Source organism: Diaphorobacter ruginosibacter (assembly GCF_040396215.1).
In the GTDB taxonomy this organism is placed as follows: Bacteria; Pseudomonadota; Gammaproteobacteria; order Burkholderiales; family Burkholderiaceae_C; genus Diaphorobacter_A; species Diaphorobacter_A ruginosibacter_A.
In genome coordinates this window covers 1-23,937 of sequence record NZ_JBEBOW010000024.1, presented here as the reverse complement: position 1 = coordinate 23,937, position 23,937 = coordinate 1, and the positions used below count along the sequence as shown (strand labels likewise).

Genomic DNA, 23,937 nt, shown 5'->3' with positions numbered 1-23,937 from the left:
CGGCCGGCATCAGGATGCGGTCTTGGCTGCGGCTGCGGCTGCGGCGCGCATGGCGCGCGAATGGCTGTGAACGGCTTCGACCAGGGCCGATACATGTTCCGGTGGAGTGAACTGGCTGATGCCGTGGCCCAGGTTGAAGATATGGGTCGGGCCCGTGGTGTTCCGGTCGATGTGCGGCGCGCCGAAGCTGTCGAGCACCGCCGCCACCTGCGCGGCGATCTGCGCGGGCGCGGCGAACAGCACGTTCGGATCGATATTTCCCTGCAGCGCCTTGCTGTGGCCGACGATGGCGCGCGCCCTGCCCAGGTTGGCCGTCCAGTCGAGGCCGAGGACCTCGCAGTCGAGCGGCTCCATCTCCTGCAGCCAGATGCCGCCGCCCTTGGTGAACACGATGCGCGGCACGTCCGCGCCGTCCACGCCCGTGCGCTTGAGCTGGGCAAGCACGCGCCGGGTGTAGGCCAGGCTGAATTCCTGGAAGGCGCCGTCGGCGAGAACGCCGCCCCAGCTGTCGAAAATCATCACGGCCTGCGCGCCGGCGTCGATCTGCGCGTTCAGGTACATGGCGACGCTGTCGGCATTCACTTGCAGGATACGGCGCATCAGGTCCGGGCGCGAGTACATCAGCGATTTGACGAGGCGGTAGTCGTCGCTGCCCTTGCCCTCGACCATGTAGCAGGCCAGGGTCCACGGGCTGCCCGAGAAGCCGATCAGCGGCACGCGGCCGTTCAGCGCCTTGCGGATGCTGGTGACGGCGTCGAACACATAGCGCAGCTTGTCCATGTCGGGCACGGCGAGATCGGCCACGGCCGCTTCGTCGCGCACCACCTTGGCGAAGCGCGGGCCCTCGCCCTCTGCAAACGACAGGCCCAGGTCCATGGCGTCCGGCACCGTGAGGATGTCGCTGAACAGGATGGCGGCGTCAAGTGGAAAACGCTCCAATGGCTGCAGCGTCACCTCGGTCGCGTAGTCCACGTTCATGGCCAGGCCCATGAAGCTGCCCGCCTTGGCGCGCGTGGCCTTGTACTCCGGAAGATAGCGCCCCGCCTGGCGCATCAGCCACAAAGGTGTGTAATCGGTGGCCTGACGACGGCAGGCACGCAGGAACTGGTCGTTGGAGAGGGTTGGAAAGCTCATTCCCCGATTGTCGCAGGGTGCGGATGCGCAGGGGGGCCGGTACGCGCTCAAAGCCACCTCGGTGGCTGCGTAATCTTGATGAACATGCGCTATTTCCCCGGTGGGGCGCTGCTTTCCCGCAACCGCTGGACGACATCCGCGCAGCGTTCGCCCACGGCCACGCCCAGCGAACGCGCGGCGGCGTTCACGTGCTGGATTTCGCCGTCGTCAAGGGTGCTCTGCGCATCGCCGATGCGCGCGCTCTGGTGGCTCACGGCGCAGGCGGCCAGTCCGTGCCGCTGCAGGAGTGCAAGCCCGGCGATGCCGGCCTCGTCCTTGCCTATGCCCGCGTCGTTGAATACGCTGACCAGAGGCCGCGCGGCCACCGCGTAGCGCGCGGCGGACAGGCCGCCGTGGGAGCCGCTGACGGCTATGCAGCCCGCGTCCCGCGCGTTCAATTCGGTGATCGAGTGAACCACCCGCAGGCTTGGCGCCGTGCTGTTGTTGCTCATGGGAGGGGCTCCTGTGCTCCGTGTCCTTGCCGCTTGGCGACGGTGGCCGGGCCGGTCAACGCTGGGATCGCGCGAGGGCCTGGTCGATATCCCAGAGGATGTCGTCCACGTCCTCGATGCCCACGGACAGGCGCACCATGTCGGGTGAAACGCCCGCCCTGGCCAGTTCTTCGTCGGTGAGCTGGCGGTGCGTGGTCGATGCCGGGTGGATCACCAGCGTCTTGGCGTCGCCGATGTTGGCGAGGTGGCTGAGGAACTCGCAGGCGTCGATGAATTTCTCTCCCGCTGCCGCGCCGCCCCTCACGCCGAACGTGAGAATGCCCGAGGCGCCGGGCTGCCCGTCCACGCTGCGGAACTGCTTGCTGGCCAGCGCGTGGTATGGCGAATCGGCCAGGCCGGGATAGTTTACCCAGTCCACCAGCGGGTGCTGCTCGAGAAACCGTGCGACCGCCAGCGCGTTGCGGCAGTGCTCGCGCATGCGCAGGTGCAGCGTTTCCGCGCCCTGCAGCAACTGCCAGGCATTCATCGGCGAGAGCACGCCCCCGAAGGTGCGGTTCACCTCCATGCGTGCCTTCATGGTGTAGCCGAAGTCGCCAAAGGTCTCGTAGAACTTCACGCCATGGTAGGCGCGGCTGGGCTCCACCATCTCGGGGAACTTGCCGTTGTCCCAGGGGAATTTCCCACCTTCGACGATCACGCCGCCCATGGTCGTGCCGTGTCCGCCGATGTATTTGGTGGCGCTGTGCACGACGATGTCGGCGCCCCATGCGATCGGGTTGCACAGATAGGGGCTTGCGACGGTGTTGTCGATGACGAGCGGCACGCCGTGCGCATGCGCGACGCTGGCGATCGCCTGGATGTCGAGCACGTTGACCAGCGGGTTGCCGATGGTTTCTCCATACAGGGCGCGGGTGTTCGGGCGGATGGCGCGCGCGAAATTGTCCGGATCGGCGGGGTCGACGAACGTGGTCTCGATGCCCATGCGCGCAAAACCGATGCCGAGCTGGCCGACGCTGCCGCCATACAGCGTGGAGGCGGCCACGATATGGTCGCCGCATTTCAGTATGGCCAGCAGCGCCGCCATCTGCGCGGCCATGCCGCTCGCGCAGGCCATGGCGGCACGGCCATCCTCGAGGCTTGCCATGCGCTCCTCGAACACGGCCACCGTTGGATTGCTGATGCGGCTGTAGACATTGCCGAAGGTCTGGAGATTGAACAGGCTGGACGCATGCTCGGCGCTGTCGAAGACAAAGCTCGTGGTCTGGTGGATCGGCGTGGCGCGCGCGCCGGTGGCGGGGTCGGGCTGGGCGCCCGCATGGACGGCCCGCGTGCCGAAGCCGAAGGCGCGGTCGCCGGATGGAAGCGATGAATCTGTCATGAGCGGGTGGGAAGTGGTGCGGTGGGCGGCGCGGTCCGCGCCGTTCTTCGTGTTCTTCAGTAGGGCAGCTGCCGCAGGCGCTTGGCTGAGATGACGCGCGTGTTCACCCCCATCCAGCCAAGGCCCCCGAACAGGCGGGCGTGCTCGATCTTGACGCAGCGGTTCTGGATGACCCGCAGGCCTGCGGTCTCGGCTCGCAGTCCGGCTGCTTCATTGACCACGCCAAGCTGCAGCCACAGGCACTGCGCCCCTGCCGTGATGGCCTCGCCTGCCAGCGGCGGGATGTCCTCGCTTTTGCGAAAACAATCGACCATGTCGATCCGCACGCCTTCGCCCTGCAAGGCCGTGGCGGCCTCCGTCACGCTGGCATAGGCTTTTTCGCCCAGGATCTCACCGCCCTCCCTGGCGACCAGCGGATTCACTGGAATGATGCGGTAGCCATGCGCCTGCATGTACTTGCCGGCGAAGTGGCTCGGGCGATGCCACTGCGGCGACAGGCCGACGATGGCGATGGTGCGGCAGCGCGTGAGGATGTCGCGCAGCACGCTGACGGTATCGGGTGTTTGAAGAGGCATGGTGGACCGAGTGTAGGCGGCCCTGCCCAAGTCACCAATCGGGTGCGCTACGTAGAGGCGTGGGGGCGTCCGTTCAGCGCCGTCTCAGATGCCAGCCCCAGGCCAGCGCCAGCAGCGCCGCGCTGGCCGACGCGAGCAGCACCCCGAGCTTGGCGGCGTTGAGCAGGTTCGCATCGGGGAATGCCAGCGTCGAGATGAAGATGGCCATCGTGAAGCCAATGCCCGCCAGCAGGGCTGCGAGCATTATGTGCGGCCAGCGCACCATGGGCGGCAGCGCGCAGATGCGCAGCCGTACGGCGATAAAGCTGGCGAGCATCACGCCAAGCGGCTTGCCCAGCACCAACGACAAGGCGACGGCGGCCAGCACCTGGCTGGAATGCCCTTCCAGCTCACCGGTTTGCAGCGTGACGCCCGCATTGGCCAGTGCGAACAGCGGCATGACGCCGAACGCCACCCAGGGGTGGAGCGCGGCGGCGACGCGCTCCACCGGTGCGGCGCTTTCGCGGCCCGCCAGCACGTGCACCGGCGTCATCAGCCCGAGCGCCACGCCCGCGAGCGTGGGATGTGCGCCGGTCTGCCAGATACCCCACCACAACACCGCGCCGGGCGGAACATACCACCACGCACGGCGTATGCCGAAGGTCTGAAGGCCTAGAACCCCCAGCACGCCGAGCGCCGCGACCGGCAGCATGTTCCATTGCAGTCCGCCGGAGTAGAACAGGGCAATGACGAGCACTGCCGCCAGATCGTCAATGATGGCCAGCGTGAGCAGGAATACCCGCAGCGTAGGGGGAAGGCCACGTCCGGCCAGTGCGAGCACGCCGACTGCGAACGCAATGTCGGTGGCCGTGGGAATGGCCCAGCCGGATGCGGATTCTCCGCTGGGGTGCCAGGCGAGATACATCAGCGCGGGCGCGACGACGCCGCCCAGCGCGGCAACCACGGGCAGGAGCGCCTGGCGCGGTTGGGAAAGCGCGCCGCCGTGCAGCTCGCGGCGGATCTCCATGCCGACGAGCAGAAAGAACACGGTCATCAGTGCATCGTTCACCCAGAAATGCAGGCTTTGCTCCAGGCTCCACGAACCCAGTGAAAGACCGATGCCGGTATGCCAAAGCGCGTGATAGCCATCGCGCGCCGGAGAGTTCGCCCAGACGAGCGCGGCCGCGGCGGCAAGCAGCAGCACCACGCCGCCCGCGGCATCGGAATGCGTGGCGCGAGCGAGCCGTGCGTTGATCTGATCGGAAAAGGCAAGAAAGGCGGGCTGGCGCGCGCAAGCGTCAGCCCGATGCTGATTGGAATGGGACATGGTCGGGCCTGGAGGGCGGCGGCGAGCCGCTGCACATGCGCGGGCGGCCCGACCCGCGCTGAACAAACCTGCTCCCGGACATCATTGCCGCAAGAGCACCCAGGCACCATTTTATGAGAGCGGCTGAATGCCCGCGCGCCATTGTCCCCACGCGGGCGCGAGCATTGCGCCGCCATGGGCGCGTCACACCGTTTGCGCGGATTCGTTCTCGATGCACTGGGCAAACAATCCCACCGCCGAGAAGCCGACCACGAAAATGGCGAACACGTAGGCGGCGGTTGCAAGCCCCAGGCTGGTGCTGAATCCCCACCTCAACGCGCTGCAGGCGAGTTCGGCATGCGGGTACATCACATCGCAGTGGGCGGCAGAGGGCATGTGCACGAACCAGGTGATGGCGATGAGCATCAGCGCCAGCACGGCAACGGTGTTGCGCACGCGGTGCCTTGGTGCCTGATGCAGCGCGAACAGCAGCATCAGTGGAATGGATGCTCCCCAGGCGAACATCAGCAGCCAGCTGGCAACGGGCGCGGCGTGCAGCAACTGCTGCAGCCATGCCATCTTGGGCAGGGCGTCGATGGCGGCAAGCACGTCCCACACGAACGGCAGCACGAACCCGGCAATCGCCAGGCTGCCCAGCGTGAATGCCAGCATCAGGTTCTTGCCGCGTTGCGACGGATGCAGCACGGAGTGTCGAAGAATGGAAGCATGCATGGCCCACCTCCTGTGCGGTACAGGGCGGGCAGTGGCCGCTCTATCCAGGGTGCGCCAGGACTCTGGCGCGCAGCATCCGAAGGTGCGGGCGCGGCCGCTGCGGCGCCGGTTGAGAATATGGATGCGGTGTCCTTCGGACCGTTTCAGTCTAGGACGAAGCGGCGGCGCGCGCATGTAGGCCAAATACCCGCGGCGCGGGGACAAACCCTGGAAGGCCGCCGTCCGCAAGCGCCGGATGCGCCTGCTTTCCGGGGCCCCGCTACAACGCGGCCAGCGCGGACCGCACTTCGCTCTTGCCGAGCAGCTCGGTCAGCACCACCGGCTGCCTGCCGGGCGCATACAGCACGTACACCGGCACGCCGCTGCGGCCCAGCGCGCGCAGCGCGGAGGTGATGCGCGGATCGCGGCGCGTCCAGTCGGCGCGCAGCAGGGCCACGTTCTTGTCCTTGAAATCCTTCATCACGGCGGTGTCCGCGAGCGTGGTGGACTTGTTGTACTGGCAGGTTACGCACCAGGCAGCCGTGAAATCCACGAACACCGGCTGGCCCTGCGAGAGCAGTTGCTCGGGCAGGCCGCTTTCCCAGGCGCGCCAGGCGGAGCCGTCGGAGGCGATGGCGGCTGGTGCGGCCTGCATCTGCGTGATGCGCGGGGCGAATGTCCAGGCCGAAACGGCAAGCACGATCACGGAAATGGGCGCCAGCACCATGCGGCTGCGTCCGCGCAGGCTGAAGACGGCCCAGACCGCCATGGACAGAGCCACCAGCAGGCCCAGCAGCGCCGCGGCGCCGTTGATGCCGCTTTGCTGCCCCAGCACCCACACCAGCCAGACCACGGTGGCGAGCATCGGAAACGCCATGAGGCGGCGCAGCGTGTCCATCCATGCGCCGGGCCGCGGGATGGCGCGCGCGATGGCCGGGATCCAGCTGGCCAGCAGATAGGGCAGGGCAAGGCCCAGTCCCAGCGCGGCGAAGATCGACAGCGCCTGCAGCGGCGGCAGCGAGGACGTCAGGCCGAGCGATGCGCCCATGAAAGGAGCGGTGCATGGCGATGCGACCGCCACGGCCAGGATGCCGGTGAGGAAGGAGTTCGCCACCGGGTTTTTCGCCTGCATGCCGGCGACCGACGAGGGCAGCATGCTGCCGAACTCGAAAATGCCGGAAAGATTCAGCGCGATGATGGTGAACAGCGCCGCCAGCGCGGCGACCACGCCAGGGGACTGCAACTGGAATCCCCAGCCCACGGCCTCGCCCGCCGCCCGCAGGCCCAGCATCAGTGCTCCAAGCGCGAGAAACGAGAGAATCACGCCGGCGGCATAGGCCAGGCCGCTGGCTCGGTGCGCGCGGCGGTCCTGCGCATGCTGCGCGAAGCCCACCACCTTGATGGCGAGAACTGGGAAAACGCAGGGCATGAGGTTCAGGATCAGGCCACCGATCAATGCGCCCAGCAAGGCGGCCAGCCATACACCGGGCGGCGCGGCCGAAATGGCCGAGGGCGCCGGCGCGGCCGCGTCCGGCCCGCCCAGTTGGGCATTGGCCCTGAGCGCGGCTTCGAGCGCGGGCGAGACACCGGCTGCATCCGCAATCTTGGGCCAGCCGCCCTCCACCGGCAGTTCCGCGCGCCAGCCGCGTCCCTCGCTGGCCAGGACGACAGGCATGGGCTCGGGGCTTTCGCTGCGATGCGGCGACAGCGGCACGCGCGCGGTCCACACGTCGCCGTCCCACTGCTGGGTGATTTCGCCGGCGGTTTCGATCACCGCCTCGGTCTCGGGAAAGAACGACAGCGTACGGCCCATGATGGCCGAAGGCAGGCCCGCCACGCGCACATGGATGGCATCGCCATCCACCTTCACGGACCCCTTGCCGCCGGCATCGGCGGACAGCTCTGCCGGATGGGCTTTCGCGGCTGCGTCGAACGCGGCGGAATGCAGCGCCGTGGTGCCTTGAATGGGAACCTGCAGCGTGAACGTGCCCTCTTCGGGAATGCATTCCTTGCGGCACACCAGCCAGCTCGCCTGCAGCTCGAAAGTGGCGTCCTTGGCGAGCGGGCCGGGATGGAAAGTGCTTGCCACCGTCATGGGAACGGGCAGGAGCACCGTGCCTTCGTAGCCGAAGTTCGCCAGCGTGCCCAGCGGAATCTTGCGTGGCACCGGCCAGGCGATTTCGCCGGCGTCGATGCCCTCTGGCAGCTTCCACTGCATTTGCGTGGGCAGGCCCGAGTCGCCAGGATTCTTCCAGTAGGTATGCCATTGTGGCTGATGGGTGATCGACAGCCCCAGCCACAATGGCTTGCCGGGCCCCACGCCATCGGGTGCCTGCGCCACCAGTTCGGCCTGCACGTGAGGCGTGGTCACCGTGCTGCCGGCCATGGACGCGCCCAGGCCGCCAGCCTTGAGCTGAATCTGCGCGGATGCGCTCGCCGACAGGGCTCCTGCCGCTACGAAAAGAAGAGTTGGCAGCCAATGCTGCGAGCGAATGAATGACATGGCCTTGCTTGAGAGCCCGCCGTGCGGCGAAAGTTTCTCCCTCTATTGTGGCGGCAGTATGTGCGCCTCGCGCCAGTTGCCGAAGCGGTAGTAGGCCATGGTCAGCACCATCGAGCACAGCGCGCTGATCGGAAAGCTCCACCAGATCGCATTCGCGCCCCAATACGGCTGCAGGAAATGCGCCACCGGAACGCGGATGCCCCACATGGCGATGGCCAGGATGATCAGCGGCGGCATCACCGCGCCGGTGGAGCGGATCACGCCCGCGAGCACGAACGTCACGCCGAAGAAAAGGAACGAGCCGATGGCGATGTGGTTGAGGTGGCGCGCGGTCTCGATCGCCGCGCTGCCCGCGGGAAGAAACCAGCCCATCATGAACCGGTCGGCCAGCACGATGACGGCGATGAGCGTGCCGGTCATCGCCAGGTTGCAGAGCACTCCCGCGCGCGCCGTGCCTTCCACGCGGTCCCAGCGCCTGGCGCCGACGTTCTGCGCGGCCATCGACGAGCAGGCCGCGCCGATGGCCATCGCGGGCATCTGCACGTAGGTCCACAACTGCAGCGCGGCGCCGTACGCCGACGCGGTGTGCACACCGTAGGCATTCACCATGGAAATCATGGCGATCATCGCAAGCGAGATCATCACCATTTGCGCGCCCATGGGCAGGCCCTTGGCGACCAGCGCGCGGATGATGACCCAGTCGGGCCTGAAGAGCGCGAGCTCGCCGCCGCCGATCCACAGCGGATGCCGGCGCACGCGCAGCCAGATCAGCATCAGCGTGAACCCGACGGCATTGGCGATGAGGGTCGCCAGCGCCGCGCCCGTCATGCCCATGCGGGGAACCGGTCCCCAGCCGAAGATCAGCAGCGGATTGAGCGCGGTGTCCAGAACGGCCACCAGCAACAGAAACCAGAAAGGCGTTCGCGTATCGCCCGCGCCGCGCAGCACCGCCGAGACGAACGCGAACAGGTAAAGCAGCGGAATCGCCAGAAAGATCACCTGCAGGTAGGCCTCGGCCAGCGGCAGCGCATCGGCGGGCGTGCCCATCCACGCCATCAGCCTGCGCGACAGCGGCCAGCCGGCGGCGGCGATCGCCACGGAGGCCGCGCCGAAGAACGTGGCGCTGGAGCCCAGCACCCGCTTGGCCTGCGCCAGATTGTGCGCGCCCATCGACTGCGCCACCAGAATGGTCGCGGCCATGCCGATGCCGAAGATCAGCCCGATCAGCGCGAACATCACATTGTTGGCGTTGGCCGTGGCGGTGAGCGAGGCCTCCCCCAGAAAGCGGCCGATCCACACCGCGTTGATCGACCCGTTGAGCGACTGCAGCACATTGCCCGCAAGAATCGGCAGCGAGAAAATGAACAGCGTGTAGCCGATCGGCCCCTGGGTGAGGTCGCGCGTGGGCTGGCGCCGCGCCGCCCGCGCCTGGGGAGCGGGCGCATCGGTGTGTTCTGAGGACATATCGCTTGCGGCGGTGGTGGGCATAGGCGCGCAGTGTGGGTTGGCAGGCGCTTGCAGTCTGCCAGACAAGTGCGCGATCCGGCGCATCGAGGAACCATTGTCCGCGGCCGGGGCGGTTCCTTGCGGCCACAATGCGGGGTGCTGCCACAATGCAGGGGCGCGCCGCTTGCTGACAGGCACGGCGGCACACGAGAAAATTCCGCCATGACCGCTGCTTTCACATCGTCCTCCGCCGCTCCAGCCCCCGGCCCGCATGCATGGCCTTCCCGCCATTGGGCGCAGGTGAGCGCGCATGATTTCGCGCTGGCGCAGTCCAGCGGCCTTGCCGCGCAAACCATCGCCGTGCTGCCGGTCGCGGCGGTGGAGCAGCATGGGCCGCACCTGCCGCTGAGCGTGGACGCAACCCTGTTGCAGGGCGTGATCGATGCGGCGCTTGCCCGGATTCCCGACTCCACGCCCGTGCTTTTCATGCCGCCGCAGAACGTCGGATTCAGCACCGAGCACACGAATTATCCGGGAACGCTCACGCTCGCTCCGGCCACCATCATCGCGCTGTGGACCGAACTGGGCGCGTGCGCGGCGCGCGCCGGCATCCGCAAGCTGCTGCTGCTCAACGGGCATGGCGGCCAGGTGAGCGTGATGGACATCGTGGCTCGTGAGCTGCGCATGAAGCACGGCCTGATGGTCTATAGCGCGAGCTGGTTCAGCCTGCCGCTGCCCGACGACGTGCAAAACCAGTTCAGCGCGCATGAACACCGTTTCGGCATTCACGGCGGGCAGGTCGAGACGTCGATGATGCTGCATCTGTCTCCGGATCTGGTGCACATGGAGCGGGCGCGGAACTGGCGCTCGACGTCGCAGGACCGCTCGGAGCGCTTCGCCATCCTGGGCAACGGCCGCAGCGCCAAGATGGGCTGGGCCATCGAGGATTACAACCCCAGCGGGGCCGTCGGCGATTCCGCCTCGGCGAGCGCGGAAAAGGGCGAGCGGGTGGTTCAGGCGGCGGCGGCTTCGCTGGCCGCGCTGTTGTCGGAGCTGCACGAGCTCGACTCTCCCGTTGCCCGCTGACCGCCTGCATCGATTCCAGAACGAGCGCCGTGCCGCGCTCCAGCCACGCACTTGACCAGACATGACCCCATCCATTGATATTCCCGCATGGCCGGCCGAAGCAGGCCACCTGATCTTCGGTTTGCCCATGCCCATGGCCCAGGCGTTTGGAATGAAGGGAGAAGCCATCGGCAATGAACGCTGCCGCGTGCGCATGCCGTACCAGCAGCCATTCACCAACAGCCGCGGCGACATGCATGGCGGCGCGATCGCCACGCTTTTGGATGTGGGCCTGTCCGCCGCGGCGCGGTCGCACGACCCCGTTCGCTACGGAGTGGTCACCGTGGACCTGACCATCCACTACATCGCGCCGGCGTCCGGTGACGTGATCTGCACCGCGGTGTGCGAGAAGCGCGGCTTCAGCCTGAGCTTCGTGCGCGGCGAAGTCCGCAACGATGCGGGCGAACTGCTCGGCATGGCCAGCGGCACCTTCAAACTGGTGGACCGCGCCAGGAAAGCGGGTTGAGCCAGCCGGGCTGCCAGGCCCGACCTGTGCATTGACGGGCTAGGCGTGGGTGACCCAGCCCGCGTGCTCGGGTGAATCCAGGTGGGGCAGCGTATTGAACGTCTGCAGCATCAGCCGTTTGGGGCTGATGCTCAGTTCGCTGACCGCGCTGTTGCGAATGCGCATGTTCAGCGCAATCATCACTTCGGCGGGCGTGGCGAGCACCTCGGCGATGGCGGTGGCGATCGGGCCGCCGCTGGACACCAGCAGCACGTGGTGATCCGCATGGCGTTCGCGTACCTGCTCGAGCACGCCCCGCACGCCGCCCGAGAAATCACTCCAGTTCGGCATGCCGCGCGGCGTGATGGTGCCGCCCATCCATTGCGCGATGGCGTCGCACAGCAGCCGGAAATGCTGCCTGTAGCGCTCGGGCGTGTCAGCCGGCGCGCGTGGCCCGGGATGGATCGCCTCGATCAGCGCCGCGCTGTCGTATTCGTCGAGCGCGGGCGTCACCAGCGGCTCGCATTCGATCCCCATGCCCTGACAGATGCCCTCCAGTGTCTGCGCATGCCGCGACAGCGATCCGCGGATCACGGCGTCGAACGTCATGCCGCGCTCGCGCCAGTATTCGCCCAGGCGCACCGCCTGCTCGCGGCCGCGCGGGCTCAGTTGATCATAGTTTTCCGCGCCGAAGGAGGCCTGTCCGTGGCGCACGAGGTAGAGCGTTCCCATGGCGCGGATTGTCCGCCGATATGCCGATCGCGGCTGTCCCTGCGGAGACTCAGCGCTGGGACGCGCGGGCCAGTCCGGCAGCGGGGAGAAGCCCGTTGTGCTGCAGCTTTTCAAACCACTTGCGGAACATGTCCTCGGTGTCGATGCAGCCGTTGAAGCCTGCCTGGCGGATCTTTACCGAACTCATGATCACGGGAGGCAGCGGCCCCTGTTTTCCGTGGTTCATCTGGAAGTCCGCATAAGCCGCGCCCTGGCCGATGAACGCCTTGAGATCGAGCGGCGCCTTCAGGTGATATTTATGCACCAGCCGTTCCCAGGCAGGCTGCTCATCGGCAAGCGCCGCTGCCAGTGACTGGGGCTCGGCGTCGCCTGCCTGCATGCCCAGAGCATCCGCGATCGATCCCCAGACGTTCTGCCACACGAACACGTCGCCGTTGTCCAGGTTGAAGGTTTCGTTCCTGGCGTTTGGCGATGTCGCGGCCCAGGCGCAGGCCTGGGCGATCAGGTCCGCGTCTATGGCCTGGTTGACGCGTTCGGGGCCGCCCGGATAGGCAAGCGGCAGACCGCGCTCATGCCGCAGCCATGCATACACGCCGATGGCGGGAATCGGGTTCATGTTGCTGCCCATCGCGTCGCCGAAAACGATGCGCGGGCGGAAGATGCTGAAGTGCCATCTGCGCGATCGCGCTTGCGCCTCGCGCAGGAAATCCTCCTGCAGCCAGTAGAAGTTCTCGTGGCCGTCACGTGGCCAGCGCTCGCGCGCGGGAACCGCGATCCGGGGATGGATGTGAACGCCATAGGCCTTGCCGCCCTGCATGATGCACACATGCTCGAGCGCGCCGCCCGAGCGGTCCAGTGGCTCGACCACGTTGCGCAGCATCTCCAGATTGATGCGCATCTGCTCCTGATCGCGCCAGCCGCCGACCAGTCCGCCGGGCTGCTCGTACACCGCCGCGTAGATGACATGCGTGATGTCCTCGCGCCCGCCCAGCATCGCCTCGCAGGCGGCGCGGTCCTGCAGGTCGAGCTTGAGCGACTGCGCACCCGCGGGCAGGTCCAGCGCGCGGCGCGCCACGCCGATCACGTCCCACTCGGGATGCTGCGCGAAGTGCCTGAGGCAGGCCTGCCCCACGACACCCGTGGCGCCCACGACGAGCGCCGTTTTCTTGCTGCTGGAGGTCATGTGTTCGCCGTTATTTCTTGATCATCGGGCACTTGGATTGCGACAGCGGCAGGAAGGCCTTGTCGCCCGGCACGGTGGCGATGACCTTGAAGTAGTCCCAGGGGTATTTGGATTCCGCCTGCGACTTGACCTGGAAGAGATACATGTCGTGCACCATGCGCCCGTCCTCGCGGATGCGGCCGTTCTTGGCGAAGAAGTCGTTGATGGGCGTGGACTTCATCTTCGCCATCACCTTGGCGGTGTCGTCCGTTCCCGCTGCCTCCACCGCCTTGAGGTAATGCATGGTGGACGAGTATGCGCCCGCCTGGCTCATGTTGGGCATCTTCTTCATCTTGGCGAAATAGCGCTTGGACCATGCGCGCGTCTCATCGTTCATGTCCCAGTAGAAGCCCTCGGTCAGCATCAGGCCCGCGGCGGTGCGCAGCCCCAGCGCATGGACGTCGGTGATGTACATGAGCAGCCCGGCCAGCGTCTGCTTGCTGTTGTTGCCGATGAGGCCGAATTCGCGCGCTGCCTTCACCGCGTTGACCGTATCGGCGCCCGCATTGGCCAGGCCGATGATCTGCGCCTTGCTTTGCTGCGCCGTCATCATGAAGGACGCGAAGTCTGTGGCGGCGATCGGATGCTTGGCCGCGCCCAGCACCCGGCCTCCGTTGGCGACGACCACCTTGCTTGCCTCTTCCTGCAGGCTGTTGCCGAAGGCGTAGTCGGCCGTGAGGAAGAACCAGTCCTTGCCGCCGTGCTGCGTGATGGCGCTGGCCGTGACGTTCGCGAGCGAGTATGTGTCGTACACGTAGTGCACGGTGCTGGGCATGCACAGGTCGTTGGTCAGCCGGTCGATGCCGGGGCCGTTGAAGATGATGACCTTGTTCTTTTGCTTGGCGACCTCGAGCACGGCGAGCGCGGGAGCCGACACCGCCACGTCCATCAACGCATCGACCTTGCCGGTGTCGAACCATTCGCGCGCCTTGCTGGCGGCGATGTCCGCCTTGTTCTGGTGGTCGGCGGTGACCAGTTCGATCTTCTTGCCGAGCACCTTGCCGCCGAAATCATCGATGGCCATCTGCACGGCCGTCACCGTGCCGGGGCCGGTGATGTCGGCGAACGGGCCGGCCAGGTCGGAGATCACGCCGACTCGGACGACGTCATCCGATACCTGCGCATCCTGCGCGCCCGCCAGGCCCGCCATTCCAAGCAGGGCGGCGGTGCAGGCGAGCCGGCAGGCCGCACGGATGGCTGGACTGGACGCATGGGATGATTTCCTTGCGTGGCTTTGGGATGCGATGGTCATGAATGTCTCCTTGCTTTGAATGGTCATGCTGGTTGATTGCGCCGTCAGATCGTTGCGATGGGCGTGACCGGCGAACCAACGGCACCGGGCAGGCGTAGGGGCGGGGCGGTGAGCAGCAGGCGCGTGCGGCCCAGTTCATGCAGCTTGTCCGCCAATTCCTTGAGATACCAGAGTTCGCCAAGCGGTATGCCCAGCTTGAACAGGCAGTGTTCGTGCAGGGGAAGCACGGCGTGGCGCGAGCCATCCGTCGGCGCGCGCAGCGGCGGATGGCGCTCGACAGCGTAGTTGTCGGCGATGAGCGCGCAGATGCCGCTGTCCGTGATCCACTGCAGAAGCCGGGTATCGCTTCCGTCCAGGGCGGCGCAGCTGTTGTGCAGTGTGTGTGCATCGGGATGGCGGCCCATGGACAGCACCATTTCGGAAAAGCCCGTGCGCAGCAGCACCATGTCGCCTTGCTCGACCTGCGCGTTGGACACCCGCATGGCGTGCATGAGCTGCTCATAGCCTATGTCGCGGAACTCCATGCCGAACACGCGTGCGATGTCGATCAGCACGGCCCGCCCCTGCATGCCCTTGACCGCGAGGTTCTCTATGCCCAGCGCCTTGGCGGCGCTTTCGTCGGCGGGCCGCCCGGCGCAGCACACGGGCTGGTAGCGGCCTTGCGACGGCAGCCCATGGTTGACCGGGCCGAGGATATGTTCATGGCCGCGGTAGCCGTTGTAGTAGGTGATGCGCTGCTCGCCGTCTCCCTGGGCGTCGAAGAGCGAGCCCACATGAGCGAACGAATCCCACTGCGTGGAGTATTGCAGCGACAGCAGCACCTGGTCGTCGCTGATGACGTCGCTGGCGCCAGGATGGAGATGGCCGAGCGGAAAGTTCAGGTAGTCGATTTCCTCGCGCCGCGTGGGTTTGAGCCGCGGCGGATGGCGGCGCACGTTCAGCGCGTTGCCGCCCGGATAGTCCAGCGGCAGCGAGAGGCAATAGCTCAGGCCTTCGCGCACTTCGGCAACGCCTTTGCGGACCTGCAAAGGCCCGATCAGGTTGGTGCGGCCGAGCTGGTCGTCTTCTCCGAAGTCGCCCCAGTTGGAACCTTCAGGGCGCTGTCTCCATCGCATGGGTCTGTCTCCTTGGCCGTTCTGGTGCTCCGGCTTTGGAGATCAATGGTGAAAGCGCGGGCGGCCGTAGTCAAACCTCTTCCCAAAAGTTTTGTTCCGTGAAATCACCTGTGGGGAAAACCCTCGCGGTTTCTCCTCGGAGAGGCTCGCCAATCTGGTTGCCTTTCGCCGCGTGGAGAGGGGCGGCGTGCGCATCCGTTTTGCCGGGCAAAACAGATGCGCTGCGGGAGTTCAGGCGGCCAGCACTTTGGAGAACACCGCCGCGTCGACGTTTCCGCCCGAGAGCTCCGCGCCGACGACCAGTCCCTTGAGCTGCTCGCGCTCCTGCATGGCCGCGGCGAACGCGGCGGCTCCGGCGCCTTCGGCGACGTTGTGCGTGTCTTCGTAGATGGCCTTCATCGCGGCGGCGATTTCTTCGTCGCTGACCTGTACGATATGGTCGAGGTGCCGCATCAGCACGCCGAGCGCGGCGGGGTCGGCCACGCGCACGGCCAGGCCGTCGGCTATCTGCGTGGTGACCGGCGCTTCGACGACGTGGCCGGCCGCGAGCGAATCGGCGTAAGTCGTGGCGCGGCTGCTCACGACGCCGACGATGCGCACGCGATGCCGGAGCGCGAGCTTGGCGGCGATGGCAGAACATGCGCCCGAGCCCAGGCCGATCGGCACATATGCGACGTCCATGTGGGGTACCGCGCGAAAGAATTCCCACCACAGCGTGGCGACTCCGCGCAGCAGGTCTGTGTGAAAGCTGGGCACCATGAGCGCGCCGCTTTGGCGGGCGAGGGCGATGGCGTGCTCGCGCGCGGACTGGAAGTCGTCGCCGTGCTCGACGAGCGTTGCGCCCAGCGCGCGCATCGCCGCATTCTTCTCGACCGAGTTGCCATGCGGCACGACGATGGTGCAGGCAACGCGGTTCTTGCGCGCGGCCCATGCAATGCTCTGTCCATGGTTGCCGCGCGTGGCGCTGATCACGGCATGCGGCAGGGCGCCCTGCCGGGCCAGTTGCTCGAAGAACGTCAGGCCGCCGCGGATCTTGAATGCGCCGACGGGGTTGTGATTTTCATGCTTGAGCCAGCAATCGGCGCCGAGCCGCTCGGACAGCAGGGCCCAGCGGTATTGCGGCGTGGCCTGGAATTCTTCATAGACCGTGCCGGCCGCGGCCTCGATGTCGGACAGGGAGGGCAGCGAATCGGCGGCGCGGGGAGTGGGGATGGCGTTCACGGGGCGTGTCTTGTTCTCGAAATGACGGGACCGCGCAGTGGGGCGCGGCGCGAATGCTCAGAGCGTGACTGTTCCCGCGATGCAGGTGTGGGTTGCTCCGCCTACCCAGACCTGGGACTGCGCGTCCTGCGAGATCTCGACCAGGCCGTCGCGCTCCATGCAGGTGCCCTGGGCGGCGATGTAGGGCGCGCGCGCATGGCCTTGCGCTATCAGCCATTGTGCGAGCGATGCGTTGAAGCTGCCGGTGATCGGGTCCTCCACCGAGGTGGTGGTGGCATTGAAGAACACGCGCACTTCCAGGTCGAGCAGGCGCCGTGCGGGCGTTTCGCTGCGCGTGAATGCGCGCGCTTCACGGCTTGCGCGGCCGATGAGCGCCGCGTCGGCCTTCGGGTACGGGGCGGCGATGCCGACGTTCACGTCCAGCGCATAGAGCTTCGCATAGTCCGGGCGCAGCTCCAGAAGGCGGTCCGGATCCCGCATCAGCAAGGCCCAGAACAGAGGGCCGTTGTCGAGCTTGCCGAGCGCGGCGACTTCGTCGCGCCGCAAGCCCAGGGCGGCGAGGACCGGTGCGAGCTCTTCTTCGTGGACGGCGTGGAACGTGGAGTCCGGCGCCGCGAAGGCGAGCGGGGCGTTGGGGCTGTCGGCATGCGTGCGGATGCGCACCAATCCCTTGCGGCATTCCTGGACCACGTATCCGGCGTGGCGCGGCTTGCCGCCCGAGGCGAGCCACGCATGGCAGCTCCCCAGCGTGGGGTGGCCCGCGAAAGGCAATTCATTGCTGGGCGTGAAGATGCGCACCCGGTAGTCCGCGCCGGGCTGGCTTGGAGGCAGCAGGAACGCGGTCTCCGACAGGTTGGTCCAGCGCGCGAAATCCTGCATCTGCGCGTCGCCAAGGCCTTCGGCGTCCACTACGACGGCGAGCGGATTGCCGCGAAACGGCGTGGGCGAGAACACATCGATTTGCATGAAGCGGCGTTGGCGCATGATCTGGCTGAGAAAGAATGAAGGTTGGACAAGGTGGGGGGGGATGCCGTTTCAGGCGAGCGGCTGGTCCAGCACGCCGCGCGCGCTGGAGCGTTCGCACAGCGACTGGAACCATCGCAGGATGTTCGGCATCTCGGGGTGCTGCAGGGGCAGCCCGAGCCAGCGGTGGATTTCACAGCCGATGGGAATATCGGCCATGGTGAACTGCTCGCCGGCCATGTACGGCTGTCTCGAGAGATGGGCCTCGAGCATGGCCAGCAGCGGCTGGGTGGCGCTGATCGAGCGGGCGAGGCGGGCCTCGTCGCGCTCGGCGGACGGCGTGCGCATGAGCTGGAGGAAGGCGTCGCGGCCCGCCGGATTGAAGCTGGTCTGCTGCCAGTCCATCCACTGCTCGGCGATGAAGCGCGCCTGCGTCTCTTGCGGGTAGAGCGAACCCGGCGAGTGGCGCGCGCAGAGGTAGCGCACGATCACGTTGGATTCCCACAGGCGAAAGCCCTCGTCCTCGATGAGCGGAACGAGGCCGTTGGGGTTGTGGCTCAGGTAGTCGGTTTCACGAACCAGCCCGAATTGCCCGCCCGCATCCGTGCGCTGGAGCGTGAGTTTGAGTTCCTGCGCCGTCCAGATCACCTTGCGCACATTGATCGAAGAGGTTCTGCCCCAGAGTCTCAGCATGGCTCGTGCTTTCTGCTTGTTGCCGCGAAGCGGCCTTTATACGGCACCCGGCGCGCCGGGCGCTCGGTGGCGGATCAGGCCTTGGCGGTGAGTTCTTCGCGGATCGTGGCGGCAAGCGCCGCGATGGCCGTGTCGATCTGCTCGACCGAGGCCGTCACGAACGACAGGCGCATGGTGCGGACGTCGGCCGCGTCGGCGTAGAACGCGGCGCCTGGCACGAAGGCGACGTCGCGGTCGACGGCCTTGGGCAGGAGCAGTGCCGTATCGATGCCGTCGGGCAGGCGCAGCCACAGGAACATTCCGCCCTGGGGGTGGCTCCACTTCACGTCAAGACCCTTCATTTCGCGCTCGAGCGCCGCCACCATGGCGGCGCATTGTTCCTTGTAGAGCGCGCGGATCTTGGGGACGTGGCGATCGAGGAAGCCGTTCTTGATCACTTCGGCGACGAGCCTCTGGTTGAAGCTCGGCGTGTGCAGGTCGGCCGCCTGCTTGGCCTGCAGCAGCTTGGGATAGATGTTGCGGGGTGCGACGACGTAGCCCAGGCGCAGTCCGGGCGCGAGCACTTTGGAGAACGAGCCCATGTAGATGCCGCCTTGCGGGTTGCGCGCGGTGAGCGGCAGCGGCGGCGGCTGGTCGAACCACAGGTCGCCGTAGGGATTGTCTTCCACCAGCGGAATGCCCAGCTCCATGGCCTTGGCGACCAGCGCGGCGCGGCGGGCCTCGGTCATGGTGCGGCCCGTGGGGTTCTGGAAGTTGGGCAGCAGATACATGAAGCGGGCCTTGTCCGCGCCCGTGCCGGCCTTGGCCGCGAAGTCCTCGACCAGCGGGCCCTCCTCGTCGCTGGCGACCGACACCACGTTCGGCTCCATGGGCGAGAACGCCTGCAGCGCTCCCAGATAGGTGGGCGTCTCCACGAGGATGCGGCTGCCCGCGTCGATCAGCACCTTGCCGATCAGGTCCAGCGCCTGCTGCGAGCCGGTGGTGATGAGCACTTGATCGGGGTTGACGTCCCAGGGGAGGAATTCGGCGATCGCGTTGCGCAGCGGAACATGCCCCTCGCTGGCCGCGTATTGCAGGGCGGATGCGCCGTCGGTGTTCAGGATCGCGGCGGCGGCTTCGGCGAACTCGCTGATCGGGAATGTCCTGGGCGACGGCAGGCCGCCGGCCAGGCTGATGATGCCGGGCTTTTCGGTCACTTTGAGAATTTCCCGGATCACCGAGGGATTCATTTTTTCGGCCCGTGCGGCCAGGTTCCATTGGGTCATGATGCTTGCTTGCTTTTCATTCAATTGGGGCGGCGCGGGTGCATGGTCATCCGATTCGGATGGCCATGTCCCGCCGCAGCCTCGGGGAAACGTGGGTGAGGGCATCCCCGGTTTGGGGAGCGCCGCTTCGGAAGGGGGCGCCGTTGTGCGGCGCCCGGGTGCGTGTCGGGATGGCTGGCCGTGGTGGGCCTTGCCGCCGGGCCCGGCACGGACCTTGGATCGGGTTTGGGGGGAATGCGGTATGTCCTGTGCCGATAGTGTGCAGCGTCCGCGCCATTTTTGCCGCGCGGCCAGGCTTTTCCAACGCTGGCGTGACGAGAAATCCCTGCCGCGTGGTACCTGCGTATGGCGATGCCGCTGTCATGTGCGCACCATCCAGATGGCGGTGAGCACGAGGATCAGCGCCATGAAGCGGTTGAACCACAGCAGGCGCTGTCCCCGCGCCAGCCAGTTGCGCAGCAGCGCGCCGATGGCGGCGTACAGCAGGTTGCTGGAGAAGGCGAAGAAGGCCATGACCGGAACCACCACGCCAAGGCGCTGCAGGCTGTCGTCGCGGCCGATGACCCAGCTGCCGACAATGGTGAGCGCCAGCATCCAGGCCTTGATGTTCACGAACTGCAGCGCCGCGCCTTGCCAGAAACCGATCTGCATGCGCGAGGCGTCGGCCTGGGCAAGACGCCCGCTCTGGCTGAGCTTCCAGGCCAGCCAGAGCAGATAGCCGATGCCGATCATCTTCACGCCCCAGCGCAGGGCGGGCGCCGCCAGAAGGATGGCGCCCAGGCCCGCCGCGCACAGCAGCAGCAGCACGCACCAGCCCACGGGCACGGACAGCACGAAGCGCATGGCGGGGCGGATCCCCCGGTTGGCTGCGAGCGCAGCGGCGAGCGTGGTGTTCGGGCCGGGAGTGAAGCTCATGGCCGTGGCGAGTATCAACAGTGCGGAGAATTCAACAAAAGGCATGAATGTCCTGTCAGCGGGGAGGCGCATATTCACTGTAGAGTAAAAAACCAGTACAGTGCCGATACAGTTTTGCTCTACAAAATCATGTTCTGTACTGGTTTTTTCGCCGGTACAGATGACGCAGCCGGAGAGCGGCTGTCCGTATTACAACCGTCATGGCCCTTACCCGTACCTCCGATCAGACCCTTACAGACCAGTTGGTGGCGCGCTTTGCCGAGCGCATCCGCACCCGGCTTCTGCCTGCGGGAGCGCGGCTTCCGTCGATCCGCGCCTGCGCGCGCCAGCAGGGCGTGAGCGCCTATACGGTGGTGGCCGCGTATGACAAATTGCTGGCGATGGGGCTGGTGGAGGCGCGCCGGCAGCGCGGTTTCTTCGTGCGCGATCTGCTGCAAAGGACGGCTGCCGCGCCGGCATCGGACGGCAGATCCGCATCCGCCGCCGCGCATGGGCTGGCGGACGTGGTGCGGGCCATGTCACCGCTGGGGCCGGTGCCGCCGCGCTCATCCGGCTCGCGGATCAACGCCACGGCGCTGATCCGCGGCATGTTTCATCAGGCGTCCAGCAAGCCGCAGCCCGGCTCGGGCGTGTTGCCGGTGGCCTGGCTGGAGGAGGCCCGGTTCATGTCCGCGGCGGTGCGGAAGATCACCAATATCGAGACACTGCGGGCCGGATCGCTCACCTACGGCGAGCCCATGGGCGATGCCGCCTTGCGGGAGGCGCTGGCGTTCAGGCTCGCGGATATCGGCATTTCCGCGGGGCCGCAGCAGATCATGACCACCGTGGGCGCGACCCATGCGCTGGATATCGTGAGCCGTTCGCTGCTGAAGGCTGGCGACCCGGTGATGGTGGAGGAGCCCGGCTGGTCGGTGGAGTTCGCGCGCCTGGACGCGCTGGGCATGCGGGTGTTGCCGGTTCCGCGCGGGCCGCAAGGGCCGGACCTGGGCGTCATGGCGCGCTATTGCGAGACGCACGCGCCCAAGCTGTTCGTGAGCGTGAGCGTGTTGCACAACCCAACGGGCTACAGCCTGTCGCCGGGTAGCGCGCACCAGATACTGCAACTGGCGGAGCGCCACAACTTCCATGTGGTGGAGGATGACACCTACGGCCACATCGCCCCGGAGCACGCCACGCGGCTGTCGAGCCTGGACGGCCTGCGCCGCACCATCTACGTGAACGGATTCGCCAAGATACTGGCTCCCAACTGGCGCATCGGCTACATCGCCGCGCCGGAGGCCGTCGTGGAGCGCCTGCTCGACACCAAGCTGCTGTCCACGCTCACGACGCCCAGCATTCTGGAGAAGGCGCTGGCGCTGTGCATCGAGCAGGGCCAGTTGCGCCGCCACGCCGAGCGCATGCGCCTGCGCATCGCCGCATCGCGCACGCGCAGCGTCCGGCTGGCGCTGGAGGCCGGCTGCACTTTCGCGGCCGAGCCCGCGGGCATGTTCGGCTGGGTGGAGACGGGCGTCGATACCGACATGCTGGCCCAGCGCATGCTCGACGAGGGCTATCTGATCGCGCCCGGCGCGCTGTTCCATGCCACGCGCCAGCCCTGCACGCTCATGCGCATCAATTTCGCCAATTCGCAGGACCCGAATTTCTGGCGGATCTGGAAACAGGTCATGGATGAAAGCCGCGCCGCCGCGTGACGTCCGCTGTCTTTCATGAGAGAGATTTTCTATATATACATATATAGATATACAGACTATCTGATTCAACCTTCAATATTGTTCGCTGCAATAGTGAGAAGCCTGTATTATTTGACTTACATTTCGGTAGTAAGCGCCTATCCGCATCGAGTTAATTGATTAAGCCAACAATGTCGTCAGCCTCGCTGTCACTTTGGACATGGGGGTGCTGCAGGGCCATTTTGATAAGTTGGTCTCGAACAGGGGGAAGCAATGCAATCTACGCTGACAAGCTCTGGTGATCCGGCCGTTCCCGTCTCGGTCATGACGGTGGCCGATCTGCAGGATTCGCTGTTGATGGTGATGCGCGACCTGCAGCGTCTGGAGGGATTGTTGGGAGATGCGACCGACAACCTGCTGGAGTGCTTCTGCGAGGCCAACGGGCTCCTGAGCGACGACGTCATCGCCCAGTCGGAGCGCCTCGAACGCGCGCGCGCCGCGCTGCGCAGCGCTGTGACCGAGCTGCAGTTCCACGACATGGCGACGCAACTGATCACCCACACGACGAGGATGGTGCGCTCGTGCGCGTTCCAGCTGGGGGCCGAGGCCATGGGGCCAGGCGACGGACCCGCGGCGCAGATCGCCGCCGCGCCAAGCCGTCCCAATCCCGTGACGCAAAGCGAAATGGTGGCCGGCTCCATCGAATTGTTCTGATCCGCGCGCCCTGGCCGAGCCGCTGCGCGCAGCCGATCTCACCCCACTGAAAGTTCTAAAAGGTTTCATTTCATGCCGTCCATTCTTGCTGTTGATGATTCGCCTTCCATGCGAAAAATGGTGTCCTTCACCTTGACCGGGGCGGGCTACAGGGTGGTGGAGGCGGTGGATGGCGAGGATGCGCTTGAAAAGGCCGGTTCGCACGAGATCGATCTGGTGCTCGTCGATCAGAACATGCCGCGCCTTGACGGCATCGGCCTCACGCGCAAGCTGCGCGAGCACCCCAAATACAAGAGCACGCCCATTCTGGTGCTGACGACCGAGTCGAGCGACCAGATGAAACAGGCCGGACGGGCCGCGGGCGCGACGGGCTGGCTGGTCAAGCCTTTCGACCCGGCCCGCCTGATTGAAGTCATCCAGAAGGTTCTGCGCTGAGGCGGCGAAAGCTGCCGCGTTGCCGACATCGTGGAGAACAGCATGGCCGACACCTCATCTCAGGGCCCTGGTTCGGGCGCGCCAGCATCCATCGACCTCAGTCAGTTCTACCAGATCTTCTTTGACGAGGCCGCGGAAAACCTCGACCAGATGGAGCACATGCTGCTGCATGTCGATCTGGCCGCCGCCGACGACGAGCAGCTCAATGCGATTTTCCGCTGTGCCCACTCCATCAAGGGCGGGGCGGCGACCTTCGGCTTCATGGATATCGCCGAACTCACGCATCGGATGGAGTCGCTGCTCGATCGCGTGCGCCGCCGCGAACTGATGCTCACGCCCGAGGTGGTGGACGTGCTGCTCGATTCCGCGGACCTGTCGCGCGAACTGCTCGCGCGGCACCAGGACGGAGAGGAGTCGAGCGAGCCCCCGCCTTCCTCGGCGGAGCTGGTGCGGCGCATCGCCGATGTGATGGCCGGCGGCCTGCCCGCGGGCTCCGCAATGGGAGGTAGCGGCGGCAGCGGCGCCGATGCCGGCCAGCAGGGAGGGAGCGCGGCGGGCAGGTCGCGCAAACTGATCCTGCGGGTCAACGCGATGGCGACCGTCGAGGCTGGGGATGAAGTGGCCGATTTGCTGCGCAGCGTTCCGGC

General features: G+C 66.5%; 23 protein-coding genes. 6 read left to right on the top strand and 17 right to left on the bottom strand.

Annotated elements, in window-relative coordinates; all coding sequences use genetic code 11:
- Window positions 1-9: 9 nt before the first annotated feature.
- The 8 genes from hemE to ABWP92_RS05085 form a co-directional block, all read right to left on the bottom strand.
- Window positions 10-1,134 carry a uroporphyrinogen decarboxylase gene (gene hemE / locus ABWP92_RS05120; protein WP_353234283.1) on the bottom strand — a complete coding sequence of 375 codons (1,125 nt, stop codon included), beginning with the start codon at window positions 1,132-1,134 and terminating at the stop codon, window positions 10-12.
- 89 nt (window positions 1,135-1,223) lie between these two features.
- Window positions 1,224-1,625, bottom strand: coding sequence for a hypothetical protein (locus tag ABWP92_RS05115; RefSeq protein ID WP_353234282.1), 402 nt, complete (start codon window positions 1,623-1,625; stop codon window positions 1,224-1,226).
- A 55-nt stretch (window positions 1,626-1,680) separates the two neighbouring features.
- Entirely contained in the window at window positions 1,681-3,003 is a 1,323-nt protein-coding gene (locus ABWP92_RS05110; protein ID WP_353234281.1) for an O-acetylhomoserine aminocarboxypropyltransferase/cysteine synthase family protein, read from the bottom strand.
- A 56-nt stretch (window positions 3,004-3,059) separates the two neighbouring features.
- Complete coding sequence (locus ABWP92_RS05105) at window positions 3,060-3,578, bottom strand: CoA-binding protein (RefSeq protein WP_353234280.1); 519 nt, start codon at window positions 3,576-3,578, stop codon at window positions 3,060-3,062.
- 73 nt (window positions 3,579-3,651) lie between these two features.
- A complete protein-coding gene (gene nhaA, locus ABWP92_RS05100) occupies window positions 3,652-4,884 on the bottom strand; it encodes a Na+/H+ antiporter NhaA (protein ID WP_353234279.1) in 1,233 nt (410 codons plus the stop codon).
- 183 nt (window positions 4,885-5,067) lie between these two features.
- Window positions 5,068-5,595, bottom strand: a complete 528-nt coding sequence (locus ABWP92_RS05095; RefSeq protein ID WP_353234278.1) for a hypothetical protein — start codon at window positions 5,593-5,595, stop codon at window positions 5,068-5,070.
- A gap of 259 nt (window positions 5,596-5,854) precedes the next feature.
- Entirely contained in the window at window positions 5,855-8,077 is a 2,223-nt protein-coding gene (locus tag ABWP92_RS05090) for a protein-disulfide reductase DsbD family protein (RefSeq protein WP_353234277.1), read from the bottom strand.
- A gap of 42 nt (window positions 8,078-8,119) precedes the next feature.
- A complete protein-coding gene (locus ABWP92_RS05085) occupies window positions 8,120-9,541 on the bottom strand; it encodes an MATE family efflux transporter (RefSeq protein WP_353234276.1) in 1,422 nt (473 codons plus the stop codon).
- A gap of 204 nt (window positions 9,542-9,745) precedes the next feature.
- Between ABWP92_RS05085 and ABWP92_RS05080 the strand changes: the two genes are divergently transcribed.
- Together ABWP92_RS05080 and ABWP92_RS05075 are read left to right on the top strand one after the other, a co-directional pair.
- A complete protein-coding gene (locus ABWP92_RS05080; protein ID WP_353234275.1) occupies window positions 9,746-10,609 on the top strand; it encodes a creatininase family protein in 864 nt (287 codons plus the stop codon).
- 61 nt (window positions 10,610-10,670) lie between these two features.
- Window positions 10,671-11,114 (top strand): PaaI family thioesterase, encoded by a 444-nt coding sequence (locus tag ABWP92_RS05075; RefSeq protein WP_353234274.1) that lies wholly within the window; start codon window positions 10,671-10,673, stop codon window positions 11,112-11,114.
- A gap of 39 nt (window positions 11,115-11,153) precedes the next feature.
- On the opposite strand, the gene ABWP92_RS05070 is transcribed toward ABWP92_RS05075, so the two are convergent.
- The 9 genes from ABWP92_RS05070 to ABWP92_RS05030 all read right to left on the bottom strand — a co-directional run bounded on the left by ABWP92_RS05070 (window position 11,154) and on the right by ABWP92_RS05030 (window position 20,516).
- Window positions 11,154-11,825: a histidine phosphatase family protein gene (locus ABWP92_RS05070; protein ID WP_353234273.1), complete on the bottom strand. Its 672-nt coding sequence runs from the start codon at window positions 11,823-11,825 to the stop codon at window positions 11,154-11,156.
- Window positions 11,826-11,874: 49 nt separating this feature from the next.
- The gene (locus ABWP92_RS05065) at window positions 11,875-13,008 is read right to left on the bottom strand and encodes an SDR family oxidoreductase (RefSeq protein WP_353234272.1); all 1,134 of its coding nucleotides are present in this window, start codon (window positions 13,006-13,008) and stop codon (window positions 11,875-11,877) included.
- Between the two features lie 10 nt (window positions 13,009-13,018).
- Entirely contained in the window at window positions 13,019-14,299 is a 1,281-nt protein-coding gene (locus ABWP92_RS05060; RefSeq protein WP_353234271.1) for an ABC transporter substrate-binding protein, read from the bottom strand.
- A gap of 44 nt (window positions 14,300-14,343) precedes the next feature.
- Window positions 14,344-15,414 (bottom strand): cyclase family protein, encoded by a 1,071-nt coding sequence (locus ABWP92_RS05055; RefSeq protein ID WP_353234270.1) that lies wholly within the window; start codon window positions 15,412-15,414, stop codon window positions 14,344-14,346.
- 231 nt (window positions 15,415-15,645) lie between these two features.
- Window positions 15,646-16,635: a threonine dehydratase gene (locus ABWP92_RS05050; protein WP_353234269.1), complete on the bottom strand. Its 990-nt coding sequence runs from the start codon at window positions 16,633-16,635 to the stop codon at window positions 15,646-15,648.
- A gap of 57 nt (window positions 16,636-16,692) precedes the next feature.
- Window positions 16,693-17,619 carry a PhzF family phenazine biosynthesis protein gene (locus tag ABWP92_RS05045; protein WP_353234268.1) on the bottom strand — a complete coding sequence of 309 codons (927 nt, stop codon included), beginning with the start codon at window positions 17,617-17,619 and terminating at the stop codon, window positions 16,693-16,695.
- Between the two features lie 51 nt (window positions 17,620-17,670).
- A complete protein-coding gene (locus ABWP92_RS05040; protein WP_353234267.1) occupies window positions 17,671-18,291 on the bottom strand; it encodes a glutathione S-transferase family protein in 621 nt (206 codons plus the stop codon).
- 74 nt (window positions 18,292-18,365) lie between these two features.
- Window positions 18,366-19,556, bottom strand: coding sequence for an aminotransferase-like domain-containing protein (locus ABWP92_RS05035; RefSeq protein WP_353234266.1), 1,191 nt, complete (start codon window positions 19,554-19,556; stop codon window positions 18,366-18,368).
- A gap of 360 nt (window positions 19,557-19,916) precedes the next feature.
- A complete protein-coding gene (locus ABWP92_RS05030; RefSeq protein ID WP_353234265.1) occupies window positions 19,917-20,516 on the bottom strand; it encodes a LysE family translocator in 600 nt (199 codons plus the stop codon).
- A gap of 155 nt (window positions 20,517-20,671) precedes the next feature.
- Between ABWP92_RS05030 and ABWP92_RS05025 the strand changes: the two genes are divergently transcribed.
- From ABWP92_RS05025 to ABWP92_RS05010, 4 genes are all read left to right on the top strand, one after another.
- Window positions 20,672-22,162, top strand: coding sequence for an aminotransferase-like domain-containing protein (locus ABWP92_RS05025; RefSeq protein ID WP_353234264.1), 1,491 nt, complete (start codon window positions 20,672-20,674; stop codon window positions 22,160-22,162).
- Window positions 22,163-22,414: 252 nt separating this feature from the next.
- Window positions 22,415-22,855, top strand: coding sequence for a hypothetical protein (locus tag ABWP92_RS05020; RefSeq protein WP_353234263.1), 441 nt, complete (start codon window positions 22,415-22,417; stop codon window positions 22,853-22,855).
- 72 nt (window positions 22,856-22,927) lie between these two features.
- Window positions 22,928-23,290, top strand: coding sequence for a response regulator (locus ABWP92_RS05015; protein WP_353234262.1), 363 nt, complete (start codon window positions 22,928-22,930; stop codon window positions 23,288-23,290).
- 42 nt (window positions 23,291-23,332) lie between these two features.
- A partial coding sequence (locus ABWP92_RS05010) for an Hpt domain-containing protein (protein ID WP_353234261.1) occupies window positions 23,333-23,937 on the top strand: 605 nt, incomplete at its 3' end.

Coding starts and splice junctions, on each gene's coding strand:
- ABWP92_RS05055 (WP_353234270.1), bottom strand. CDS start 15,414: ATGCGATGGAGACAGCGCCCTGAAGGTTCCAACTGGGGCGACTTCGGA.
- ABWP92_RS05045 (WP_353234268.1), bottom strand. CDS start 17,619: ATGCGCCAACGCCGCTTCATGCAAATCGATGTGTTCTCGCCCACGCCG.
- ABWP92_RS05030 (WP_353234265.1), bottom strand. CDS start 20,516: ATGCCTTTTGTTGAATTCTCCGCACTGTTGATACTCGCCACGGCCATG.
- ABWP92_RS05065 (WP_353234272.1), bottom strand. CDS start 13,008: ATGACCTCCAGCAGCAAGAAAACGGCGCTCGTCGTGGGCGCCACGGGT.
- ABWP92_RS05040 (WP_353234267.1), bottom strand. CDS start 18,291: ATGCTGAGACTCTGGGGCAGAACCTCTTCGATCAATGTGCGCAAGGTG.
- ABWP92_RS05085 (WP_353234276.1), bottom strand. CDS start 9,541: ATGTCCTCAGAACACACCGATGCGCCCGCTCCCCAGGCGCGGGCGGCG.
- ABWP92_RS05110 (WP_353234281.1), bottom strand. CDS start 3,003: ATGACAGATTCATCGCTTCCATCCGGCGACCGCGCCTTCGGCTTCGGC.
- ABWP92_RS05020 (WP_353234263.1), top strand. CDS start 22,415: ATGCAATCTACGCTGACAAGCTCTGGTGATCCGGCCGTTCCCGTCTCG.
- ABWP92_RS05115 (WP_353234282.1), bottom strand. CDS start 1,625: ATGAGCAACAACAGCACGGCGCCAAGCCTGCGGGTGGTTCACTCGATC.
- ABWP92_RS05025 (WP_353234264.1), top strand. CDS start 20,672: ATGGCCCTTACCCGTACCTCCGATCAGACCCTTACAGACCAGTTGGTG.
- ABWP92_RS05105 (WP_353234280.1), bottom strand. CDS start 3,578: ATGCCTCTTCAAACACCCGATACCGTCAGCGTGCTGCGCGACATCCTC.
- ABWP92_RS05080 (WP_353234275.1), top strand. CDS start 9,746: ATGACCGCTGCTTTCACATCGTCCTCCGCCGCTCCAGCCCCCGGCCCG.
- ABWP92_RS05070 (WP_353234273.1), bottom strand. CDS start 11,825: ATGGGAACGCTCTACCTCGTGCGCCACGGACAGGCCTCCTTCGGCGCG.
- ABWP92_RS05090 (WP_353234277.1), bottom strand. CDS start 8,077: ATGTCATTCATTCGCTCGCAGCATTGGCTGCCAACTCTTCTTTTCGTA.
- ABWP92_RS05095 (WP_353234278.1), bottom strand. CDS start 5,595: ATGCATGCTTCCATTCTTCGACACTCCGTGCTGCATCCGTCGCAACGC.
- nhaA (WP_353234279.1), bottom strand. CDS start 4,884: ATGTCCCATTCCAATCAGCATCGGGCTGACGCTTGCGCGCGCCAGCCC.
- ABWP92_RS05075 (WP_353234274.1), top strand. CDS start 10,671: ATGACCCCATCCATTGATATTCCCGCATGGCCGGCCGAAGCAGGCCAC.
- hemE (WP_353234283.1), bottom strand. CDS start 1,134: ATGAGCTTTCCAACCCTCTCCAACGACCAGTTCCTGCGTGCCTGCCGT.
- ABWP92_RS05060 (WP_353234271.1), bottom strand. CDS start 14,299: ATGACCATCGCATCCCAAAGCCACGCAAGGAAATCATCCCATGCGTCC.
- ABWP92_RS05035 (WP_353234266.1), bottom strand. CDS start 19,556: ATGACCCAATGGAACCTGGCCGCACGGGCCGAAAAAATGAATCCCTCG.
- ABWP92_RS05015 (WP_353234262.1), top strand. CDS start 22,928: ATGCCGTCCATTCTTGCTGTTGATGATTCGCCTTCCATGCGAAAAATG.